The 19,133-nt window shown below is 66.7% G+C and carries 18 protein-coding genes; 12 read left to right on the plus strand and 6 right to left on the minus strand.

All coding sequences use genetic code 11. The features are described 5' to 3' along the window. Nucleotides 1-127 precede the first annotated feature (127 nt). On the minus strand, nt 128-598 hold the full coding sequence (locus ACSQ3O_RS24610) for a hypothetical protein (protein ID WP_298458127.1): 471 nt from the start codon (nt 596-598) through the stop codon (nt 128-130). Between the two features lie 164 nt (nt 599-762). On the opposite strand from ACSQ3O_RS24610, the gene ACSQ3O_RS24615 reads away from it, so the two are divergent. From ACSQ3O_RS24615 to ACSQ3O_RS24630, 4 genes are all read left to right on the plus strand, one after another. Continuing rightward, the gene (locus tag ACSQ3O_RS24615) at nt 763-2,409 is read left to right on the plus strand and encodes a DUF4139 domain-containing protein (RefSeq protein ID WP_436141171.1); all 1,647 of its coding nucleotides are present in this window, start codon (nt 763-765) and stop codon (nt 2,407-2,409) included. A 184-nt stretch (nt 2,410-2,593) separates the two neighbouring features. After that, nucleotides 2,594-3,112 (plus strand): phosphatidylglycerophosphatase A family protein, encoded by a 519-nt coding sequence (locus tag ACSQ3O_RS24620; RefSeq protein ID WP_436140776.1) that lies wholly within the window; start codon nt 2,594-2,596, stop codon nt 3,110-3,112. Next, on the plus strand, nt 3,112-3,642 hold the full coding sequence (locus ACSQ3O_RS24625) for a CinA family protein (RefSeq protein ID WP_436140777.1): 531 nt from the start codon (nt 3,112-3,114) through the stop codon (nt 3,640-3,642). The genes ACSQ3O_RS24620 and ACSQ3O_RS24625 overlap by 1 nt, the downstream gene beginning before the upstream one ends. 178 nt (nt 3,643-3,820) lie before the next feature. Further along, a complete protein-coding gene (locus ACSQ3O_RS24630) occupies nt 3,821-4,729 on the plus strand; it encodes an alpha/beta fold hydrolase (protein ID WP_436140778.1) in 909 nt (302 codons plus the stop codon). A 16-nt stretch (nt 4,730-4,745) separates the two neighbouring features. Here the strand turns inward: ACSQ3O_RS24630 and ACSQ3O_RS24635 are convergent, their stop codons facing one another. The 3 genes from ACSQ3O_RS24635 to ACSQ3O_RS24645 all read right to left on the minus strand — a co-directional run bounded on the left by ACSQ3O_RS24635 (nt 4,746) and on the right by ACSQ3O_RS24645 (nt 8,794). Further along, nucleotides 4,746-5,708: a D-2-hydroxyacid dehydrogenase gene (locus ACSQ3O_RS24635; RefSeq protein WP_436140779.1), complete on the minus strand. Its 963-nt coding sequence runs from the start codon at nt 5,706-5,708 to the stop codon at nt 4,746-4,748. Nucleotides 5,709-5,740: 32 nt separating this feature from the next. After that, nucleotides 5,741-7,723 carry a transketolase family protein gene (locus ACSQ3O_RS24640; protein ID WP_436140780.1) on the minus strand — a complete coding sequence of 661 codons (1,983 nt, stop codon included), beginning with the start codon at nt 7,721-7,723 and terminating at the stop codon, nt 5,741-5,743. 183 nt (nt 7,724-7,906) lie between these two features. Further along, complete coding sequence (locus tag ACSQ3O_RS24645) at nt 7,907-8,794, minus strand: LysR substrate-binding domain-containing protein (protein ID WP_436140781.1); 888 nt, start codon at nt 8,792-8,794, stop codon at nt 7,907-7,909. A gap of 137 nt (nt 8,795-8,931) precedes the next feature. Between ACSQ3O_RS24645 and ACSQ3O_RS24650 the strand changes: the two genes are divergently transcribed. From ACSQ3O_RS24650 to ACSQ3O_RS24685, 8 genes are all read left to right on the plus strand, one after another. Then, nucleotides 8,932-9,681: an SDR family NAD(P)-dependent oxidoreductase gene (locus ACSQ3O_RS24650; RefSeq protein ID WP_436140782.1), complete on the plus strand. Its 750-nt coding sequence runs from the start codon at nt 8,932-8,934 to the stop codon at nt 9,679-9,681. Between the two features lie 114 nt (nt 9,682-9,795). Continuing rightward, entirely contained in the window at nt 9,796-10,788 is a 993-nt protein-coding gene (locus ACSQ3O_RS24655) for a TRAP transporter substrate-binding protein (protein ID WP_436140783.1), read from the plus strand. A gap of 63 nt (nt 10,789-10,851) precedes the next feature. Then, the gene (locus ACSQ3O_RS24660) at nt 10,852-11,379 is read left to right on the plus strand and encodes a TRAP transporter small permease (RefSeq protein WP_436140784.1); all 528 of its coding nucleotides are present in this window, start codon (nt 10,852-10,854) and stop codon (nt 11,377-11,379) included. Between the two features lie 18 nt (nt 11,380-11,397). Next, a complete protein-coding gene (locus ACSQ3O_RS24665) occupies nt 11,398-12,657 on the plus strand; it encodes a TRAP transporter large permease (RefSeq protein ID WP_436140785.1) in 1,260 nt (419 codons plus the stop codon). Nucleotides 12,658-12,685: 28 nt separating this feature from the next. Beyond that, complete coding sequence (locus tag ACSQ3O_RS24670) at nt 12,686-13,525, plus strand: transketolase (protein ID WP_436140786.1); 840 nt, start codon at nt 12,686-12,688, stop codon at nt 13,523-13,525. A 16-nt stretch (nt 13,526-13,541) separates the two neighbouring features. After that, nucleotides 13,542-14,549, plus strand: coding sequence for a transketolase family protein (locus ACSQ3O_RS24675; RefSeq protein WP_436140787.1), 1,008 nt, complete (start codon nt 13,542-13,544; stop codon nt 14,547-14,549). A gap of 11 nt (nt 14,550-14,560) precedes the next feature. After that, a complete protein-coding gene (locus tag ACSQ3O_RS24680; RefSeq protein WP_436140788.1) occupies nt 14,561-15,868 on the plus strand; it encodes a glycerate kinase type-2 family protein in 1,308 nt (435 codons plus the stop codon). A 47-nt stretch (nt 15,869-15,915) separates the two neighbouring features. Next, entirely contained in the window at nt 15,916-16,407 is a 492-nt protein-coding gene (locus ACSQ3O_RS24685) for a nuclear transport factor 2 family protein (protein WP_137747495.1), read from the plus strand. Here the strand turns inward: ACSQ3O_RS24685 and ACSQ3O_RS24690 are convergent. After that, nucleotides 16,404-17,915: a SulP family inorganic anion transporter gene (locus ACSQ3O_RS24690; RefSeq protein ID WP_436140789.1), complete on the minus strand. Its 1,512-nt coding sequence runs from the start codon at nt 17,913-17,915 to the stop codon at nt 16,404-16,406. The two genes, ACSQ3O_RS24685 and ACSQ3O_RS24690, sit on opposite strands and share 4 nt — an antisense overlap. A 306-nt stretch (nt 17,916-18,221) precedes the next feature. Next, nucleotides 18,222-19,076: a UPF0149 family protein gene (locus ACSQ3O_RS24695; RefSeq protein ID WP_436140790.1), complete on the minus strand. Its 855-nt coding sequence runs from the start codon at nt 19,074-19,076 to the stop codon at nt 18,222-18,224. Nucleotides 19,077-19,133: the final 57 nt, after the last annotated feature.

Below are 19,133 nucleotides of genomic sequence, written 5' to 3' on the forward strand. Positions count from 1 at the left end.
GCGCACGCCATCACCAGGACAGCCGACCCCGGGTGTTCAGGCAATGAGCACGCAAAGGTCAAGCGCAGAAGACCAGAGCGACAAGCCACTTGTCGAACATCCAGCCCCCGGACGGAAGCGGTCGTCGTCAGTCAAAAAAGGGCACGGCCAGGTAGGCCATGAACGAAATAGCCAACCCCACTCCGACCATCCAAAAGACGGCAAGCCGCCAGCGCCCCCATGGAACCGGCAACGCCACCAGAGCGAGCCCAACACACGCCACGCCAGCCCCTTGCAGTTGAGCACGAAGGCCCTTCTCACAGCCCGTAGCCCCGCCACGGTTGCGCCAGCAATATTCACCGCTATACATGGCATCCAGCCCCACATACAGTGCGAACAATCCCGCTATTGCAGATAACCAGGGCAAGAGCTTGTAAAGCACCTGCTCTCGCGGCGTCGGCCGCAGGAGTTCCAGCTTGTCGATCAGTAGGTCCAAGGAGTCGCGCAAGCGCTGATCCGCGCGTTGGGCTTCATCCAGCATCGCCAGCGCTTGCAACTTTTGCGGAGAATCTGGAAGCATTTCCAGCTCTTTCCTTGTACGGTCAGTGTCTATCGCCAAAGGCGTCTCCCTCTTTCACTCACGGTAGCGTGAGGTTCGCTGCGGCGAATATCGCATGACACGCTGATGGCCCGAAAACCAGCAGCGGCCGCTGTGGCTATCGCTGCTAGCATGGCGTCCCCATCCCTCACGCGCCGAGGAACTACGTGATCCACCGCTCTTCAATCCGGTTCTTACCCGCGACTGTCGCAACATTGCTGCTGGTCTGCGCCACGCCCGCCGCCCAAGCCCAAGACACCTCCCGCATCGCCCGCGTCACCGTCTACCCCGGCAGCGCCACGGTGGAGCGCGTGGCCAAGGTGGCCGCTGGCGCGCGCAGCCTCACGCTGGCCTGCCTGCCCGCGTCACTGGATGTGCAGAGCCTGCAGATCAATGCCGACCCCGCCGTGCGCGTGGGCGAGTTCAATGTGCTCACCGAGGACCGCGATGTGGCGGCAGGCTGCGCCAGCCCGCTGGACGGCCGCATCCGTGAGCTGGAGGACCAGATCGCCGGGGTGAAGGCCGAGGCCTCGGCCCTGCAGCTGGTGGATGGCTACCTGCGCAGCGTGGCCCAAACCGGCGCGGGATCGGAGGCGCCAGCGCCTGCCAGCACCGCCCCCCGTGCCGCCACCCCAACGCCCGCACAGATCACCGCCACCGCCGAGGTGCTGCGCAAGTCCGGGCAGGACAGCGCTGCACGCGCGCACCAGCTCCAGCGCAAGCAGGAGGCATTGGAACTGGCACTCAAACCCCTGGTGGCCGAGCGCGACCGCGTGGCCAGCCAGCGTGCGCGGGTGGTGTCGGTCAGCATCAACCTGGCCGCCGAGCGCGAGGCCGAGTTGCGCCTTTCCTACCAGGTGCGCGGCCCCGGCTGGCAGCCCAGCTACCGGGCCACGCTGGATGCGAACAAATCCACGGTGCTGATCGAGCGCCAGGCGCTGGTGGCGCAGAACAGTGGTGAAGACTGGGCAGGCGTGCAGCTCACGCTCTCCACTGGTCAGCCCGGGCGCGCCACGCAGGGGCAGCTGCCACGCCCCTGGTGGCTGAATGTCGCGCCGCCGCCGCAAGGCGCGGGCACTCAGGCGGCCGCCGTGGCCATGATGCCTGCACCAGCGCCTGCCATGGCGCCACTGTCCCGGTCCCGCAATGCCGCCGAAGAGGCCATGCCCACGTTTGACGTGAGCGCCCTCGACAAGGGATTTGCCACCGAGTTCGCCGTGCCCCAGCGCATCACCGTGCCTTCCAGCGGCCAGCGCGTGACGCTGGCGCTCGGCAGCCACAGCGCCCCCGCCACGCTGATCACGCGCACGGCACCCGCCATGGAAGAAGCGGCCTATCTGGTCGCGCAGATTGCACAGCCGCCCGGTGTATGGCCCGCAGGTGCAGCGGGCCTGTACCGCGACGGCGCCTTTGTGGGCAACGGCCGCATCGACTTTGGCGCGCCCAGCGCGGGTGCCCCGGCGGGCAGCACCAGCCTGTCGTTCGGCCGCGATGAACTGGTCGCCGTGCGGGCCGAACCCGTGCAGGATCTGACGGGCAGCAGCGGCTTTACCGGATCGCGCGTGGAACGCAAGACGCGCCGGGCCTACAGCGTGGAAAACCGCCACAAGACGGCCATCACGCTGCAGGTGCTGCATGCATCGCCGGTCTCGCGCAACGAGAAGATCGAGGTCGAGTCGCGCTACCAGCCCCAGCCCGCCGACACCGTCTGGAACCGCACGCCCGGCACCGTGTCCTGGCAGCAGCCGCTGGCGGCGGGCGCCACGGCGCAGTTCAGCGCCGAGCACACCATCCGCTATCCCAAGGACATTGAGCTGCTAGAACGCCAGTAGATGAAGCGCCCCCCTGAGGCGCTTCGCGCCTTCCCCCTCTCTCGCTGCGCGGGAGGGCCCTCCCCCAGCGCAAAGGCTGGATACGCCGCCTTCGCGGCGGGGCGGCCCTTGCGCGGGGGTGCTGGCCTGGGTCGCGCCAGTTGCATAAGCTAGTGGATGACGCGACGTCCCGTTGATTGTTGATATGCCCATTGTTTCACCCTCCTCCGCCCCCCGCCGCCCCACCGTGGCCTTCCTGCTGGGCCACCCGGCCCACTTCATCGCCCTGGGCTTTGGTGCGGGGCTGTCGCGCAAGGCGCCGGGCACCGTGGGCACGCTGTGGGCGTGGCTGGCCTACCTGGTGTTACAGCAATGGCTGTCGCCGCAACACATGGGCTGGCTGATTGCCGCCAGCACCGTGGTGGGCTGGTGGGCCTGCACCACCACGGCGCGCCACATGGCGGTGGCCGACCCGGGCAGCATCGTGTGGGACGAGGTGGTGGCCTTCTGGCTGGTGCTGTGGCTGGCCATGCCCATGGGGTTCTGGGGGCAGCTCGTGGCCTTTGCACTGTTCCGCTTTTTTGATGCGGCCAAGCCCGGCCCCGTGGGCTGGGCCGACAGCCTGTTCAAGGGCTTTGGCTGGCGCGGCGGTTGGGGTATCTTGTGGGACGACTTTGTGGCAGCCTTCTGTACCTTGCTGGTCATTGCAGTGTGGAGGTTTTGATGACGATCAAATCGCTATCCAATCAAGAGCAACTAGCGCTGGATACATCGGCGCTAGAGGCCAATCTGACCCAGATTTCTCTGCAACTGGTGAAGCAGCGGCGCATGCTGGCCACGGCTGAAAGCTGCACCGGCGGCATGATCGCTGCGGCCTGCACCGACCTCGCGGGCGCAAGCGACTGGTTCGAGCGCGGCTTCGTCACCTACTCCAACGCCGCCAAGACCGAGATGCTGGGCGTGCCCGCCGCGCTCATCGAGCAAGAAGGCGCCGTGAGCGAAGCCGTGGCCCGCGCCATGGCCGACGGCGCTCTGGCCCACTCGCGCGCCCATGTCAGCCTGGCCGTGACCGGCGTGGCAGGCCCCACGGGCGGCAGCGACGCCAAGCCCGTGGGCACCGTGTGGTTTGCCTGGTGCGTGGGCGGCGAAACCCACAGCGAGATGCAGCACTTTGCCGGGGGCGACCGCGCCGCCATCCGCGCGGCCACGCTGCGCTATGCGCTGCAGCGGCTGCTGGGCCACCTGCTCGCTTGATTCCGTCTCCCAATCATCCGTGTCGTTGTTGCTTCGCCTTGCCGTGCTACAGCACTGTCTGCGGCTTCGCGCCTAGACACGAATGATTGGGAAACGGAATGAGCCCGGCGGAGGCGCCAACGCGGCGCGACACCCCATCCGTCCCATCCGTCCCATCTCTCCCTCACCTCCTCACCGCATGACGACTGCATCTCCCTGGTTTGAAGGCTTCGCCACCCACCGCATCGCCACCACGGGCGCCGAGATTTTTGTGCGCACCGGCGGCACCGTGGGTGCACCCCCGCTGCTGTTGCTGCACGGCTTTCCGCAAACGCACGCGCTGTGGCACCGCGTGGCGCAGCAACTGGCGCGCGACTACTTTCTGGTGCTGCCCGATCTGCGCGGCTATGGCGACTCATCGCACGCGCCCGGCCAACCCGACCACAGCAACTACAGCAAACGCGCCATGGCGCAGGACATGGCCGAGGTGATGACCGCGCTGGGCCACGACAGCTTCTACCTGTGCGGGCACGACCGGGGCGGCCGTGTGGCCCACCGCCTGGCGCTGGACCACGCCGCGCGCGTGAAGAGGCTGTGCGTGATCGACATCGCCCCCACGCTCGACATGTACGCCCGCACCGACATGGAGTTTGCGCGCGCCTACTACCACTGGTTCCACCTGATCCAGCCCGCGCCCCTGCCCGAGACCATGATCGGCGGCAACGCGCTGGCCTACCTGCACGCCAAGCTGGGCGGCTGGGGCAGCGCGGGCCTGGGCCACATCGAGCCCCAGGCCCTGGCCGACTACGAGCGCTGCTTCTGCACGCCCGAAGCCATCCACACCGCCTGCGAGGACTACCGCGCCAGCGCGGGCATCGACCTGGACCACGACCGCGAAGGCCGCGCGCGCGGCGAGAAGATCGCGTGCGACACCCTGGTGATCTGGGGCGAACACGGTGTGGTGCACCGGTTGTTTGAACCGCTGGCACTGTGGCAAGCGCAGTGTGCGGGCGTGGTCACAGGCCAGGCCGTGCCTGCAGGGCATTTCATCCCCGAGCAATTGCCCACAGAAACCGCTCAGGCGCTGAGCCAGTTTTTCAGCGCCTGAGCTCTCTTTCGCAGGCTCAGGCGCGCGGCAGCACCACGTTCACGGGGTTGCCCGCCACACAGGCTTCGATGTTGCCGATGAGCTGATCGGCCAAGGCCTGGATGGCTTCGGCGCTGGCCCACGCCACATGGGGCGTGAGCACAAAGTCGGGCCGGTCCAGAAGGGCCATGAAGGGGTGATCGGGCGGTGGCGGCTCCACGCTCGTCACGTCAAAGGCCGCGCCGATGATCTGCCCCGCCTGCAGTGCAGGGCCCACGGCCTGTTCATCCACCAGGCCGCCGCGTGCGGTGTTTATGAGCAAAGGGCGCCGCTGCATCAGTGCGAACTCGGGCGCGCCGATCATGTGGCGGGTGTGCGCGTTGAGCGGACAGTGCAGCGTGAGAACATCGGCCTCGCGCAGGGTCTGCTCGAAGGGCGTGTACAGGCTGCCCTGGCCGCTGCGCCCTTTGTGCGCTGCCATCAGCACCCGCATGCCCAGCGCACGCCCGATGGTGGCCACGGCCTGGCCCAAAGCGCCATCACCAATCACTCCGAGCGTGGAACCCGCCAGATCGCGAATGGGGTGGTCAAAAAAGCAGAACTGCCCGGCCTGCTGCCAGCGCCCGGCGCGCACCGCGTCGCGGTAGGCACACAGGCTGCGGCGCAGGGCAAAGATCAGCGCGAAGGTGTGCTCGGGCACGGTGTGGGTGGCGTAATTGCGCACGTTGCTCACCACCACGCCCCGGGCCTGGCAGGCCGCCAGGTCCACGTTGTCAGTGCCGGTGGCGGCCACGGCCACCAGGCGCAGGCGCGGCGCCTGGGCCAGCGCCTCGGCGGTGATGCGCACCTTGTTGGTGATCACGATGTCCGCCTCGCGGATGCGTGCGGCCACATCGGCTGGCGCGGTGGTGGCATGCTCCGTCCAGGTGTGCTCAAAGGCAGGGCGGCGCAGCTGGGTGGTGGGAGAAAGGGTGTCGCGGTCGAGAAAGACGATGTGCATGGGAGGTCTCTGTCTGGGATGGTTCGGGCCGTTCATGCGCAGCGGAGGCGGCGGGCCTCTGCGGCCACGGCCTCGGCCGTGATGCCAAAGAGCTGGTACAGCGCAGGCGCGGGGCCAGATGCGCCAAAGCCCCGCATGCCCACAAAGCCGCCCCGCTCCCCCAGGTAAGCGTCCCAACCCATGCGACAGGCAGCCTCCACGGCCACGCGCACACCACGGCCCAGCACGGCCTGGCGGTAGTCTTCGGGCTGCTGGTCAAACAGTTCCCAGCAGGGCAGCGACACCACGGCGGTGCCCACACCGCCCTGCTCCAGCAGGTCGCGGGCGGCCACGGCGAGTGCCACCTCCGAGCCGGTGGCCAGCAAAGTGACTTCGCGCGGGCCGCAGGCGGCTTCGTGCAGTACGTAGCCGCCCCGTGCGCTGAGGTTGCCAGTCTCTGCGCCCGTGCGCACCAGTGGCAAGGTCTGGCGTGCAAACACCAGGCTCACCGGGCCCGTGGTGTGGGCCATAGCGGCCTCCCAGCATTCGGCAGCCTCCACCCCATCGGCCGGGCGCATGACCCACATGTTGGGCATGGCGCGCAGCGACGCGAGGATTTCCACCGGCTGGTGCGTAGGCCCGTTCTTGCCAATGCCGATGGAGTCGTGGCTGAACACGAACTTCACCGGCAGGCCCATGAGGGCCGCCATGCGCATAGCGGGCCGCTCGTAGTCCGAGAACGCGAGGTAGGTCACGCTCAGCGGCACAATCCCGCCATGCGCGGCCATGCCATTGGCCATGGAGCCCATCACATGCTCACGCACGCCGCAGTGCACGTAGGCACCGCCTGGGTCGGCGGCGGTGAAGGCGCGCAGGCCGCGCTTGTGGCTGGTGGGCGCTTCCAGGTCGGCACAGCCCACCATGCGCTCCGGCAGCACAGGCGCCAGCAGGTCATTGATCTCGGCCGACAGCAGGATGCCGCCCTGGCCCTCGGGCTGGGTCCGCGCGCAGGCCTTGTAGTCGTGCAGCACCTGCTGCCAGCCTGTGGGCAAACGCCCTTCCATCACCCTGCAGAACTCCTCGCGCTCTTGCGCTGACAGTACCTGCAGGCGCTGCTGCCAGGCGGCGTGTTCCGCAGTGCTGCGCTGCCCGGCGTTGCGCCAGGCCTGCAGCACATCGGGCGGCACCACGAACGGCGCATGGGGCCAGCCCAGCAACGCGCGCGCCTCGTCAGCGTCCTGCTCATACAACCGCGCGCTGTGGCCACCACGCTGGCCCTGCACACGTGGCAGGCCCTTGCCAATGACAGTGCGGCAAGCCAGCAGCGAGGGGCGTGGGTCGGTGCGAGCCAGGGTCAGCGCGGCCGATACGGCGTCGATGTCGTGGCCATCCACCTCCTCCACATGCCAGCCCGCCACACGGAAGCGGTCGGGCACGCTTTCGCTGATGGACAGTGAGGTGGCGCCGTCATCGGTGATGAGGTTGTCGTCCCACAGCAGCACCAGATGGCCGAGCTGCAGGTGCCCGGCGAGCGAAATCATTTCCTGCCCCACGCCCTCCTGCAGGCAACCGTCGCCCACGAAGGCATAGGTGAAATGGTCCACCAGACTGCTGCCGAAGCGGGCGCGCAGGTAGGCCTCGGCCACGGCCATGCCGAAGGCGTTGGCAATGCCCTGTCCCAGTGGGCCAGTGGTGACCTCGATGCCGTGCTCGGGGCTGCGCTCGGGGTGGCCTTCGCAAATGGCACCCAGCTCGCGAAAGCGCTGGATCTGCTCCAGCGTGATGGCCTGGTAGCCCGTGAGGTGCAGCAGCGAGTACAGCAGCATGGAGCCGTGGCCATTGGAGAGCACCACGCGGTCACGGTCCCACCAGGTGGGGTCGGCGGGGTGGTGCTTGAGGTGCTGGGTGTAAAGCGCCGTAGCGATTTCAGCCATGCCCAGGGGCACGCCCTGGTGGCCCTCGGTGGCACGCACGATGGCATCGATGGACAAAAAGCGGATGGCATGCGCTAGGGGCTGCAGGGGGTAGGCACTCATGGGGTGCGCGGCATGCCAGGGGCTGCCGCTTGTCTCCGGGTGGTTGTGGCAAAAGAATGAGCCCGGATTCTTTGCCCCCGAATGCATGAAGACAAGCGACGTTTATTCAGGGATACATGAATTCAGCTCATCCACGCCACGCACTGCACCACCCGCAGCGCGTCAACCCCAGGTTGGGCGATCTCAGCGCCCCTGGGACTGCAGCGCCTCCTCACGCACCCAGTCCAGAAACCGCCGCACCTCGGGCCGGGCGGCGTGGCGCCCTGGGTAGACCAGGAAGTGGGCCTGCACCTCCAGCTCCACCTCGGGGCCGAACACGGGCTGCAGGCGGCCGGTGGCGATCAGGGCCTGGCCCAGGCTGGTGCTTTCCAGCGCCACACCCAGCGACTGCACGGCAGCGTCCAGGCTCATCATGGCGCGGTCGAACCGCAGCGCAATGCGCTCGGGCCGCTGGCCTGGCAAAAACCGCGCAAACCAGTCAGGCCACTGCGCCACGTTGACCACCGACTGGATCAGCGGCACGCGCAACAGGTCTTGCGCCGTGTGCACGGCGTGGGTGCGAATGAACTCAGGGCTGGCCAGCGGCATGACCTTTTCGGCAAACACCGCTTCGACTTCCAGGTGGGGCCAGTTAGGCAGGCCATAGCGGATATCGATGTCCACCAGGCCGAGCTGAAAGTCCGAATGCACATGCGAAGCCGACAGCGACAGCGCAATGTCGGGGTGCCGCCGCGTGAATCGGGAGATGCGCGGCATGAGCCACAGGCTGGCAAAGCTGGGGCTGCAGTGCAGGTGCAGCGTGTCCTGCATGCCGTGGCGCAGGCTTTCGGTGGCGGTGTTGATGGCCCCCAGCGCGTTGGCCACGCGCTGCAGGTAGCTTTGCCCCGCCGGGGTCAGCTCCACACCGCGCGCAGAGCGCTCGAACAGGCGCACGCCCAGCAGGCCTTCGAGCTTGGCCAGTTGATGGCTGACGGCCGAAGGGGTGAGGTGCAACTCACCCGCCGCCAGCGAAAAGCTCTTGCGGCGCGCAATGGCTTCAAACGCCTGCAGGGCGCTCAGGGGAGGAATCATGTGGATGACAGTTGTTCATTTATTGCATCGCAACATGAACAGAATTAAATCTTGGGTGAGTTTATATCGTTTGTTTTCAAAGACCCCGGCTTCCAGAATCCAGCCCATCGCAACGCAGTACACCCAAGGAGACACAAATGCTGCTCAAAGACAAGGTCGCCGTCATCACCGGCGGCGCAGGGCTCAACGGCCTGGGATTTGCCACGGCCCGCATGATGGCCGCACAGGGCGCCAAGGTGGTGATCCTCGACCTGGAGGGCGCCAACCCGCAAGCCGCCGCCGCCCAGTTGGGCAGCGAGCACCTGGGCCTGGTGGCCAACGTGACCGACAAGGCATCGTGCGAGGCAGCGGCGGCAGCCATCCAGGCGCGCTACGGCCGCATCGACATTCTGGTGAACAACGCCGGCATCACGCAGCCGGTGAAGTTCCTGGACATCACGGGCGCCGACTACGACCGCATCATGGACGTGAGCCTGCGCGGCACGCTCTACGCCTCGCAGGCCGTGCTGCCGTTCATGGTGGCGCAGAACAGTGGCGCCATCGTCTGCATCTCGTCGGTGTCGGCGCAGCGCGGCGGCGGCATCCTGGGCGGCCCCCACTACTCGGCGGCCAAGGCGGGCGTGCTGGGCCTGGCCCGTGCCATGGCCCGCGAATACGGCGGCAACAACATCCGCGTGAACTGTGTCACGCCCGGTCTGATCGCCACCGACATCAACAAAGGCAAGATTCCTGAAGACAAACGCCAGGGCATCCTGGACGGCATCCCGCTGGCCCGCATTGGCGAGCCCAACGACGTGGCGGGCTGCGTGGTCTTCCTGGCCAGCGACCTGGCCAAGTACTGCACGGGCGTCACGCTCGATGTGAACGGCGGCATGTTGATCCACTGACCGCCCTGGCGGGCGCTGGCATGTCGCGGGGGCGGCAGCTGGTGCTCCGCCTCCAAAAAAACTTTGCTTTTCCATCAGGCCCGCAGAGGCCCGCAATATCACCGGAGACAAACCATGCAAGCATTCAAACTCCTGCGCCGCACCGCGCTCGCATCGGCCCTGCTGGGCGTAGCCCTCTCGGTCATGGCGCAACCCGCCATCAAGCTCACGCTGGGGCATGGCGCCGCCGCAGGCAACCCCCGTCACGAGGCCTCCGTCCGGTTCGCCGAGGTCGTCAAGGCCAAGAGCGGTGGGCGCATCGAGGTCAGCATAGCCCCGTCCGCGCAGCTGGGGGATGATGCGGCCATGGTGACTGCCCTGCGCACGGGCGCACTGGATATCTCCGCCAACTCGCAAGGCGCAGTGGCCAACACAGTCCCCGAATACGCCGCGTTTGGCATGCCCTTCCTGTTTGCCGACCTGCCACAGGCCTGGAAAACGCTGGACGGCCCCATGGGCAAGGCGCTGGCAGCTAAGTCTGCAGAAAAAGGTCTGGTGGTGCTGGGCTACTGGGACAACGGCATCCGCCACATGAGCAACAGCAAGCGCCCGCTGCTCAAGGCCGAAGATCTGCGCGGGCTGAAGATGCGCACCCCGCCCGACACCGTGACGGTGGACATCATGCAAAGCCTGGGTGCCGAGGCACAACAAATCAAGTTTGCCGAGCTGTATGTGGCCTTGCAGCAAGGGGTGGTGGACGGGCAGGAGAACCCGCTGATGAATGTGCACGCCAGCAAACTGTTTGAAGTGCAGAAATTCATCTCGCTCACGGGCCACAAGTACGAGATGACGCCCTTCCTCATGAGCAAGCGCACATGGGACCGCCTGACAGAAGCCGACCGCAAGCTGGTCCAGGAGGCCGCCAACGAAGCCACGGCATTGCAGCGCAAGCTCTCCAAGGAAAGCGACGACATGCTGGCCGCCGACCTTAAGGCCAAAGGTGTGCAGATCGATACCGTGGACAAGGCCTCGTTCCAGAAAGCCACCGCCAGCGTGGTCGCCAAGTGGGAGCAGAGCCCCATCGGCGCATTCGTGAAGCAGGTAGTCGCCACTGCCCGCGCCCAGTAACGAACGCCATCTTGCCCCTTGCGCCATGGCCGCCCGCTCGGGCGCCATGGCAGGAGACCTCTCATGTCCTTGCCCAACGCCCCCGGCGTGATGGAGCGGGTGATTGCAGCCGTGTGCCAGCTCGTGCTGTGGATCACCTCCACCATCATCTTTCTCATCCTCACCGCCAACACATTGCTGCGCTACAGCACTGGCGCCAGCCTGCAGTGGGCCAACGAAGTGCCCGAGCTGCTGTTCCCCTGGCTGGTGATGGCTGGCGTGGTGCTGGCCGCACTGCACGGCTCGCACATTGCCACCACCTTCCTGATGGAATCCTTGCCCGCCGGTGCGCGGCGGGCGCTGGGCACGGCAGGCTGGCTGGCGGTGTCTGGCCTGTATCTCGCACTTTCGAAGGCGACCTACAGCCTGCTGGAGATCGTGCATGACGAAAAATCACCCATCCTGCAGGTGCCGTCGTCGGTTACCTACGGCTGCGTGATGTTCGCCATGCTGCTGCTCGCCCTGCTCGCCCTGCAGTCTGCATGGCGTTGCGCCAGGTATGGCGCCGATGCGGCCACCGCCCACAGTGGTGTTTCTACCGCCCAGGGCTGACCGCCCAAGGAGATCACCATGAGTGCACTCATTCTTGTCGTCTTTCTCGTTGGCGCTGTGGCCGCCATTCCCATCGCCCACGCCCTGCTGATTGCGGCCCTGGCGGCAGCGCTCAGCTCGGACCGGGTTCCGCTGGACCTGCTGGTGCAGCAGATGGTGGCCCAGGTGCAAAGCTTCCCGCTGATCGCCATCCCGTTCTTCATGCTCACCGGCGCACTGATGATGGGTGGACGGCTGGGCAATGCGCTGATCAGCGTGCTGTCGTCCACCGTGGGCCGCTGGCACGGGGGGCCAGCCCAGGTGAGCGTGCTGTCGTCCACGCTGTTTGGCGGAGTCTCGGGCTCGGCCGTGGCCGATGCCTCGGCCATCGGCTCGCTGATCATGCCCTGGCACCGCAAGCTGGGCTACCCGATGCCTTTCTCGGCAGCGTCTCTGGCATCGGCTGCCACCATCGACATCATCATTCCACCCTCGATCCCGCTGATCCTGTTTGCGCTGTCGTCCAACACATCGATTGCGGCGCTGTTCTACGCAGGCATCCTGCCCGGCTTGCTGCTGTGCGGCGGCTTCATGGTGGCCTGCTGGTGGGTGGGCAAGCGCAAGAACCTGCCCCGCGAAACCTCGACGCTGCGGCGCGCCGAGATGGTGCGCAACCTGTGGCTGGCCTCGCCGGCCGTGCTGCTGCCGGTGTTCATCGTGGTGTTTCTGCGCTTCGGGGTGGCCACACCGACCGAGGTGGCCGTGCTGTCTGCACTGTATGCGGGCGGGGTGTCGGCCCTGCTTTACCGCGACCTGAGCTGGCGCCGCCTGAACGCCGCCATCGTCGAAGCGGGCGTGGCCACCGGCGTGGTGCTGCTGGTGATCATGGCGTCTTCGGCCATTGGCTGGCTGCTCACGTTCGATGAGCTGCCCCAGGGCATCGTGGGCTGGGTCAGCCAGCATGTGACCACCGGCTGGCTGGTGATCCTGCTGATGAACCTGATGATGCTCTTCGTGGGCATGTTCATCGACCTGCCTGCCGCCGTGCTGCTGCTCACCCCCGTTTTCCTGCCGCTGGCGCACAGCATCGGCATGGACCCGATACAGCTGGGGATCATGATGGTCGTGAACCTGGCGATTGGCCTGTACACACCGCCCGTAGGCACCACGCTGTTCATCACCAGCTCTCTGGCCCGGGTCAAGGTGGGGCAGACGGTGCGCGCCATGGGGCCGTTCTACCTGGTGGCCCTGGGCGTGCTGCTGCTCGTTTCCTACATCCCCGCCGTGATCCTCAAGTGACGCACGCCTTTCATTCGGAGTTCAAAGCATGTCCATTACCCAGGAAAAAATGACCGCCATCGCGCAAGCCGCATGGCGCATCCGGCGCTACGCTGTACGCATGGGCGAGGTGCAGGGGCAGGGCTACGTAGGGCAGGCCCTCGGCTATGCCGATGTACTGGCTACAGCCTACGCCCACGCGCTGAACCTGCGCGCCGACGATCCACAGTGGGACGGCCGCGACCGGTTCCTGCTCTCGCATGGCCACTACGCGATTGCCTTCTACGCAGCACTCATTGAGGCAGGGGTCATCCCCGAATCAGAGCTGGAAACCTATGGCAGCGACGACAGCCGCCTGCCCATGTCTGGCATGGCCACCTACACGCCGGGCATGGAGATGTCGGGCGGCTCGCTGGGCCAGGGGTTGCCGATTGCCGTTGGCATGGCGCTGGGCCTGCGCCACCGGGGTAACCCCGCGTTTGTCTACAACTCCATGTCCGACGGCGAACTGGACGAAGGCTCCACCTGGGAGGCCGCCATGTCTGCCAGCCACCACCGGCTGGGCAACCTGATCTGCATCGTAGACATCAACAACCAGCAGGCGGATGGCCCGTCGAGCAAGGTCATGGGCTTTGAGCCGCTGACCGACAAGTGGGCGGCCTTTGGCTGGCATGTGCAGCGCGTGGATGGCAACCACCTGCCAGCCGTGGTGCGCGCATTTGATACGGCACGCCAGCTGACAGAACCCAAGCCCCGGGTGATTTTGTGCGACACGCTCATGGGCAAGGGCATTCCCTTCCTGGAGGCGCGCGACAAGAACCACTTCATCCGCGTCGATCCGCCCGAATGGCAGCAGGCACTCGATGTGCTCGATGCCCACCGTCCATGAACCCGGGGTCCCCACCATGAACACTGCAGCAACCGACAAAAAACCCCGGCTGACCACCTCAGCCATGATTGCCTCCATCGCCGCCGAAGGCCAGCGCGTGAAGGCAGCCCCCTTTGGCAAAGCCCTGGTGGAATACGCCGCCACGCACCCCGAAGTGGTGGGCATGACCGCCGACCTGGCCAAGTACACCGACCTGCATCTGTTTGCGCAGGCCTACCCTGAGCGCTTCTTCCAGATGGGCATGGCAGAGCAACTGCTCATGGGCGCAGCAGGCGGCATGGCCAAGGTTGGCCTGGTGCCGTTTGCCACCACCTACGCGGTGTTTGGCACACGCCGCGCGTATGACTTCATCCACCAGGTCATCGCCGAGGAAAACCTGCCCGTCAAGATCTGCTGCGCCCTGCCCGGCCTGACTACCGGCTACGGGCCTAGCCACCAGGCCACCGAAGACCTGGCCATGATGCGCGCCATCCCCGGCCTCACGGTGGTGGACCCCTGCGACGCACTGGACATCGAACAGGCCGTGCCGCAGATCGCACAGCACCCCGGCCCCGTTTACATGCGCCTGCTGCGTGGCAACGTGCCGCTGGTACTGGACGAATACGACTACTCCTTCGAGCTGGGCAAGGCCAAGCTGCTGCGGGGGGGGGCCGACGTGCTGGTGATCAGCAGCGGCTTTATGACCATGCGCACGCTGGAAGTTGCCAAGCAACTCGCCAACGACAACATCGGTGTGGCCGTTCTGCACTGCCCCACGATCAAGCCCCTGGACGATGCCACCATCCTGGCCGAGGTGCGCAAGCCCGGCCGCCTGGTTGTGGTGGCTGAAAACCATTCCACTGTGGGTGGGCTGGGTGAGGCAGTCGCAGGCCTGCTGCTGCGCGAGGGCGTCACGCCATCCCGCTTTCGCATGCTGGCGCTGCCCGATACGTTCCTGGACGCGGGCGCCTTGCCCACGCTGCACGACCGCTACGGCATCTCGGCCGAGAAGATTGCCGCCCAGTTCAAGCAATGGCTGGCATGACGCCAGGGGGCATGGTCTCCATCGCTGATCCTGCGGGCTTTCTTCGGGGTCTGTTCGATACAGCGGTGCAGCACGCCCTGCCCGCTCACGGCATGGCGGCGGCGTTGCCGCCGCCACCCAGGGGCCGCACGCTGGTGCTGGGCGCGGGCAAGGCCGCTGGGGCCATGGTGCATGCGCTGGAGGCCCTGTGGCCGCCGCATGCAGCGCTGTCAGGCCTGGTGGTCACACGCTACGGGCACACACCACCCCGCCCGCCAGGGGTGCCCGCACGCGTCGAGATTGCCGAGGCCGCGCACCCCGTGCCCGACGCAGCGGGCCTGCGCGCTGCAGAGCGCATGCTGGCCCTCACCCAGGGCCTCACGGCCGAGGACCTGGTGCTGTGCCTCATTTCTGGCGGTGGTTCGTCCCTGCTGACGCTGCCCTGTGAGGGCCTCACGCTGGAGGACAAGCAGGCCCTGAACCGCGCGCTGCTGCACAGCGGCGCCAACATCACCGAGATGAACTGTGTGCGCAAGCACCTGTCACGCATCAAGGGCGGGCGCCTCGCTGCTGCCTCCGCCCCTGCGCAGGTGGTCACCCTGGCCATCAGCGATGTGCCGGGCGATGACCCCGCCGTCATCGCCAGCGGCCCCACCGTGCCAGACGAGACCACCTGTGCCGACGCACTGGCCATCCTCTCCCGCTATGGCATCGCCCTTCCGCAAAGCGTGGAAGCCGCGCTGCGCCGGGGCGACCTGGAGACCCCCAAGCCTGCAGACGCACGACTGCCAGAGCACCCCGTACATCTGCTGGCAACCCCTTTGCAGTCGCTACAGGCTGCAGCAGAAAAAGCCAGCGCGGCAGGCCTGGCAGTGCACCTGCTGGGCGATGCGATCGAGGGCGAATCGCGCGAGGTGGGCCGCATGCACGGCGGTATGGCCCGCGCCATTGCCCTGGAGCGCAGCAGCCTGCAGCGGCCTTGTGTCTTGCTCAGCGGTGGCGAAACCACCGTCACGGTAACGGCCCATATCCCCGCTGACCAGCGCGGTCGCGGCGGGCGCGCCGGTGAGTTCTGCATGGGGGTGGCCGAAGCCCTGCAAGGACAGCCCGACGTGTGGGCGCTGGCGGCAGACACCGATGGCATCGACGGCATGGAAGACAACGCGGGCGCACGCGTATCCCCCGACACCCTGGCACGCGCCAGCGCACTGGGCCTGAGTCTGGCGAGCCACCAGCAGCGCAACGACGCCTACGGATTCTTTTCCGCGCTGGGCGACCTGGTGGTTACCGGCCCCACGCACACCAACGTCAACGACTTTCGGGCCATCCTTGTGCTGTGAGTGCATGAACGCACGTGTAGCATGGACACCCCCGAGGAGGAGACCCCATGCACCCCAACGCCCAGACCCTGCAGCGCTTCTACACCGCCTTTGCCCAGCTCGACCATGCCACCATGGCCGCTTGCTATGCGCCCAATGCCACGTTTGACGACGAGGCCTTCTCCCTCAAAGGCCGCGACGAAGTGAGCGGCATGTGGCGCATGCTGTGCACTGCCACCCAAAAGCCCGGCGCCGCCGAACACTGGAAGCTGGAGTTCAGCGGCATCGACGCCGATGCCAACGGTGGCAAGGCGCACTGGGAGGCGCACTACCGCTTCAGCGCCACGGGGCGCCAAGTGCACAACATCATCGACGGCACCTTCACCTTCACGCCCGAGGGGCTGATCGCCACGCACCGCGACCGCTTCAACTTCTGGAGTTGGTCCCGCCAGGCGCTGGGTGCACCGGGGCTGCTGCTGGGCTGGTCGCCGTCACTCAAGCGCAAGGTGCGGAGTACGGCGGCGGGGAATTTGAAGAAGTTTCTGGCGCAGGGCGGCTAGGAGCCAGCAGGAGACTTGGCTAACGCTGCGTCGCCCGCCAGGCGGTCGATCAGCACCGCACTGGCCTCGTTCAGACCCAGCACTTGCACCGTGCAGCCGTGGTGGCGCAGGCGCTCCACCACCTTGTCGAGCGCAGCCACGGCAGTGATGTCCCAGAAGTGGGCGTGCGTCACATCGATGACCACCGGGCGGCCTTCGGCCCCCAACACGTCAAACGCCTCGATGAACGCATCGGCCGAGGCAAAGAACACCTGACCAGACACACGCCACATCCGTTGGCCGGACTGGTCATCGTCGTGCATGCGCACTTCCAGCATGTGCGAGACCTTGAATGCAAAGAACACACCGCTGAGCACCACGCCCACGGCCACACCGGCGGCGAGGTTGTGCGTGGCGATGGTGACGGCCACGGTGGCCAGCATGGCGGCGCTGGACAGGCGCGGGTGGCGCACCAGCGCGCCGAGCGACTTCCAGTCGAACGTCTCGGCCGACACCATGACCATGATGGCCACCAGCGCAATCACCGGCACCTGCGACACCCAGGGCTTGAGCGCCACCATCAGGATGAGCAGAAACACCCCGGCAAACAGCGTGGACAGGCGCCCGCGCCCGCCGTACTTCACGTTGCCCACCGCCTGACCAATCATTCCGCAACCCGCAATGCCGCCAAAGCAGCTGGCTGCGATGTTGGCCACGCCCAACCCGGCGCATTCGCGGTTCTTGTTGCTGGGGGTGTCGGTCAGTTCATCGACCACGGCGGCGGTGAGCACCGATTCGAGCAGGCCCACCATGGCAATCGCCAGCGCGGGCAACAGTATGATGCGCAGGGTGTCGAGCGACACGGGCACCTGCGGCAACGCAAACACGGGCAGCGCATCGGGCAGTTGGCCCAGATCACCCACGGTGGGCAGCTTCAGGCCCAAGGCCGACGCCAGCACTGTGAGTACCACCACACAAATGAGTGGTGACGGGATCACAGACAGCGCAGGCCACGCCAGCCGCTGGCCCAGCCATGGCAGGCCGTAGATGAGCGAGAGCCCCAGCGCCAACGCGCCCCAGGTGGCCGCGCTGGCCCCGTGCAAGTGCGGCAGCTGCGCGGCAAAGATCAGGATCGCCAGCGCATTCACAAACCCGGTGCGCACCGAGCTGGACACAAAGCGCATCAGCACACCCAGCTTCATCAACCCAAACGCCACCTGCACCGCCCCGGCCAGCAACCCGGCTGCCAGCAGGTAGCCCAGCCCGTGCGACTGCACCAGCGGCGCGGCCACCAGCGCCACCGAGCCCGCAGCGGCAGACACCATGGCGGGCCGCCCTCCGGTGAAAGCGATCACCAGGCTGATGACAAACGAGGCAAAGAGCCCCACCGACGGATCGACTCCCGCCACAAACGAGAAAGCGATGACTTCGGGGATGAGCGCAAACGTGGCCACAGCCCCGGCCAGCAGCTCGCGCGGAATGCTGGGCGCCCATTCAGCGCGCAGTCGGGTCAGGGTGGAAGAGTTCATATGGGCCGCCAGGCAAAAAGCAAAGCGCGCCCGAAGGCGCGCCGCGATGGATTTCAAACAAAAACAGGGGCTACCGCGCGTCTATCAATCGAATATAGCTACAGATTTAATAGCAAACAAATGCAAGGCAACGTCCTCCCGCTGGAGGCCACGCGTTCGCACCGATTCTGATCTCTGCAGCGCGCGGGCCCTTACCAGCGGCCACCGCGCAAGGGCCGCCCCGCCGCGCTGGAGGCGTCCCCCTTCCCGAATCGCATAGCGATTCGAGAGCAGGGGGAAGGCACGCAGCGCCTCAGGGGGTTGTACTCACGCCCCGTGGCACTTCTTGTACTTCTTGCCGCTGCCGCAGTGGCAAGGGTCGTTACGCCCTGGCTCGGGCGCCTTGCGCACGGTCTCAACACGCGGTCCCATGCTCTTCCATAGCTGGCGCAGGTCGTACACGGCCCAGATGGCTTCGCCGAAGGCTTCGACGCGCGCCTGGCTGGTGCTGGGGGCGCCGTCTTCGTCGTACATGCAGACTTCGGGCTTGCCAGTGTCGTCTTCGGTCAGGGCGACGATGCGGTCCAGCGCATCGTCCAGCCACTTGGCGGCTTCCTTGTCGCGCGGGGCAGCCCAGTCCTCGGGCCAGTTTTCGACAGCGAACATGAAGCCCAGCGCCCAGACCTGGCCGAAGGACGGGATCTCCTGGTCGTCGTCCATCTCGGCGCGTTGCTCGTCGGTCAGGCTGGCCACGGCGCCGCGCATGTCCATGGCTTCGGGCTGGAAGGTGCGGTCGTCGTCCAGCGTCTTCACGTCGGTGTCGAGCTGGGCCACGATCTCGTTCCAGCGGCGCATCCACAGGTCCATGAAGCGGGCTTGCTGGGCGGCGTCGGCAAACGCGGGCAGCAGGGGCAGCGGCTCGCCCTCGGCCACATCCAGCTCCGCGCCGTCGCCCAGCAGCATGGGCAGGTACTCGGCCGGGCCGATGGGGCGGCGGCTGCAGATCAGCGCGGTCATGAAGCCGTCGCAGAACTCCCACTGCGGGATTTCCTCGCCGCGCGCGCGCAGGTCATCGAGGATGTTGTCCATCTCCTCCAGCTCGTCGGGGCCCAGTGCGGCAGCCGGTGCAGCAGAGGTGTCGAGGTCGTCGTTGGCGGGGGTGGGCGATGTGGGTTCGGTCATGGGAGGCTCCGGTCGTCAAGCGAGAAAGCGGGGGCGGTAAAACAATGTTTTACTTTT

It is taken from the genome of Acidovorax sp. LjRoot74 (assembly GCF_964254355.1).
In the GTDB taxonomy this organism is placed as follows: domain Bacteria; phylum Pseudomonadota; class Gammaproteobacteria; order Burkholderiales; family Burkholderiaceae_C; genus Acidovorax.

What these genes read in the sequence shown, in the direction of transcription:
- ACSQ3O_RS24680 (WP_436140788.1), top strand. Translation starts at nt 14,561, where the DNA reads ATGGTCTCCATCGCTGATCCTGCGGGCTTTCTTCGGGGTCTGTTCGAT.
- ACSQ3O_RS24640 (WP_436140780.1), bottom strand. Translation starts at nt 7,723, where the DNA reads ATGAGTGCCTACCCCCTGCAGCCCCTAGCGCATGCCATCCGCTTTTTG.
- ACSQ3O_RS24695 (WP_436140790.1), bottom strand. Translation starts at nt 19,076, where the DNA reads ATGACCGAACCCACATCGCCCACCCCCGCCAACGACGACCTCGACACC.
- ACSQ3O_RS24620 (WP_436140776.1), top strand. Translation starts at nt 2,594, where the DNA reads ATGCCCATTGTTTCACCCTCCTCCGCCCCCCGCCGCCCCACCGTGGCC.
- ACSQ3O_RS24650 (WP_436140782.1), top strand. Translation starts at nt 8,932, where the DNA reads ATGCTGCTCAAAGACAAGGTCGCCGTCATCACCGGCGGCGCAGGGCTC.
- ACSQ3O_RS24660 (WP_436140784.1), top strand. Translation starts at nt 10,852, where the DNA reads ATGTCCTTGCCCAACGCCCCCGGCGTGATGGAGCGGGTGATTGCAGCC.
- ACSQ3O_RS24635 (WP_436140779.1), bottom strand. Translation starts at nt 5,708, where the DNA reads ATGCACATCGTCTTTCTCGACCGCGACACCCTTTCTCCCACCACCCAG.
- ACSQ3O_RS24675 (WP_436140787.1), top strand. Translation starts at nt 13,542, where the DNA reads ATGAACACTGCAGCAACCGACAAAAAACCCCGGCTGACCACCTCAGCC.
- ACSQ3O_RS24690 (WP_436140789.1), bottom strand. Translation starts at nt 17,915, where the DNA reads ATGAACTCTTCCACCCTGACCCGACTGCGCGCTGAATGGGCGCCCAGC.
- ACSQ3O_RS24685 (WP_137747495.1), top strand. Translation starts at nt 15,916, where the DNA reads ATGCACCCCAACGCCCAGACCCTGCAGCGCTTCTACACCGCCTTTGCC.
- ACSQ3O_RS24670 (WP_436140786.1), top strand. Translation starts at nt 12,686, where the DNA reads ATGTCCATTACCCAGGAAAAAATGACCGCCATCGCGCAAGCCGCATGG.
- ACSQ3O_RS24645 (WP_436140781.1), bottom strand. Translation starts at nt 8,794, where the DNA reads ATGATTCCTCCCCTGAGCGCCCTGCAGGCGTTTGAAGCCATTGCGCGC.
- ACSQ3O_RS24665 (WP_436140785.1), top strand. Translation starts at nt 11,398, where the DNA reads ATGAGTGCACTCATTCTTGTCGTCTTTCTCGTTGGCGCTGTGGCCGCC.
- ACSQ3O_RS24625 (WP_436140777.1), top strand. Translation starts at nt 3,112, where the DNA reads ATGACGATCAAATCGCTATCCAATCAAGAGCAACTAGCGCTGGATACA.
- ACSQ3O_RS24630 (WP_436140778.1), top strand. Translation starts at nt 3,821, where the DNA reads ATGACGACTGCATCTCCCTGGTTTGAAGGCTTCGCCACCCACCGCATC.
- ACSQ3O_RS24655 (WP_436140783.1), top strand. Translation starts at nt 9,796, where the DNA reads ATGCAAGCATTCAAACTCCTGCGCCGCACCGCGCTCGCATCGGCCCTG.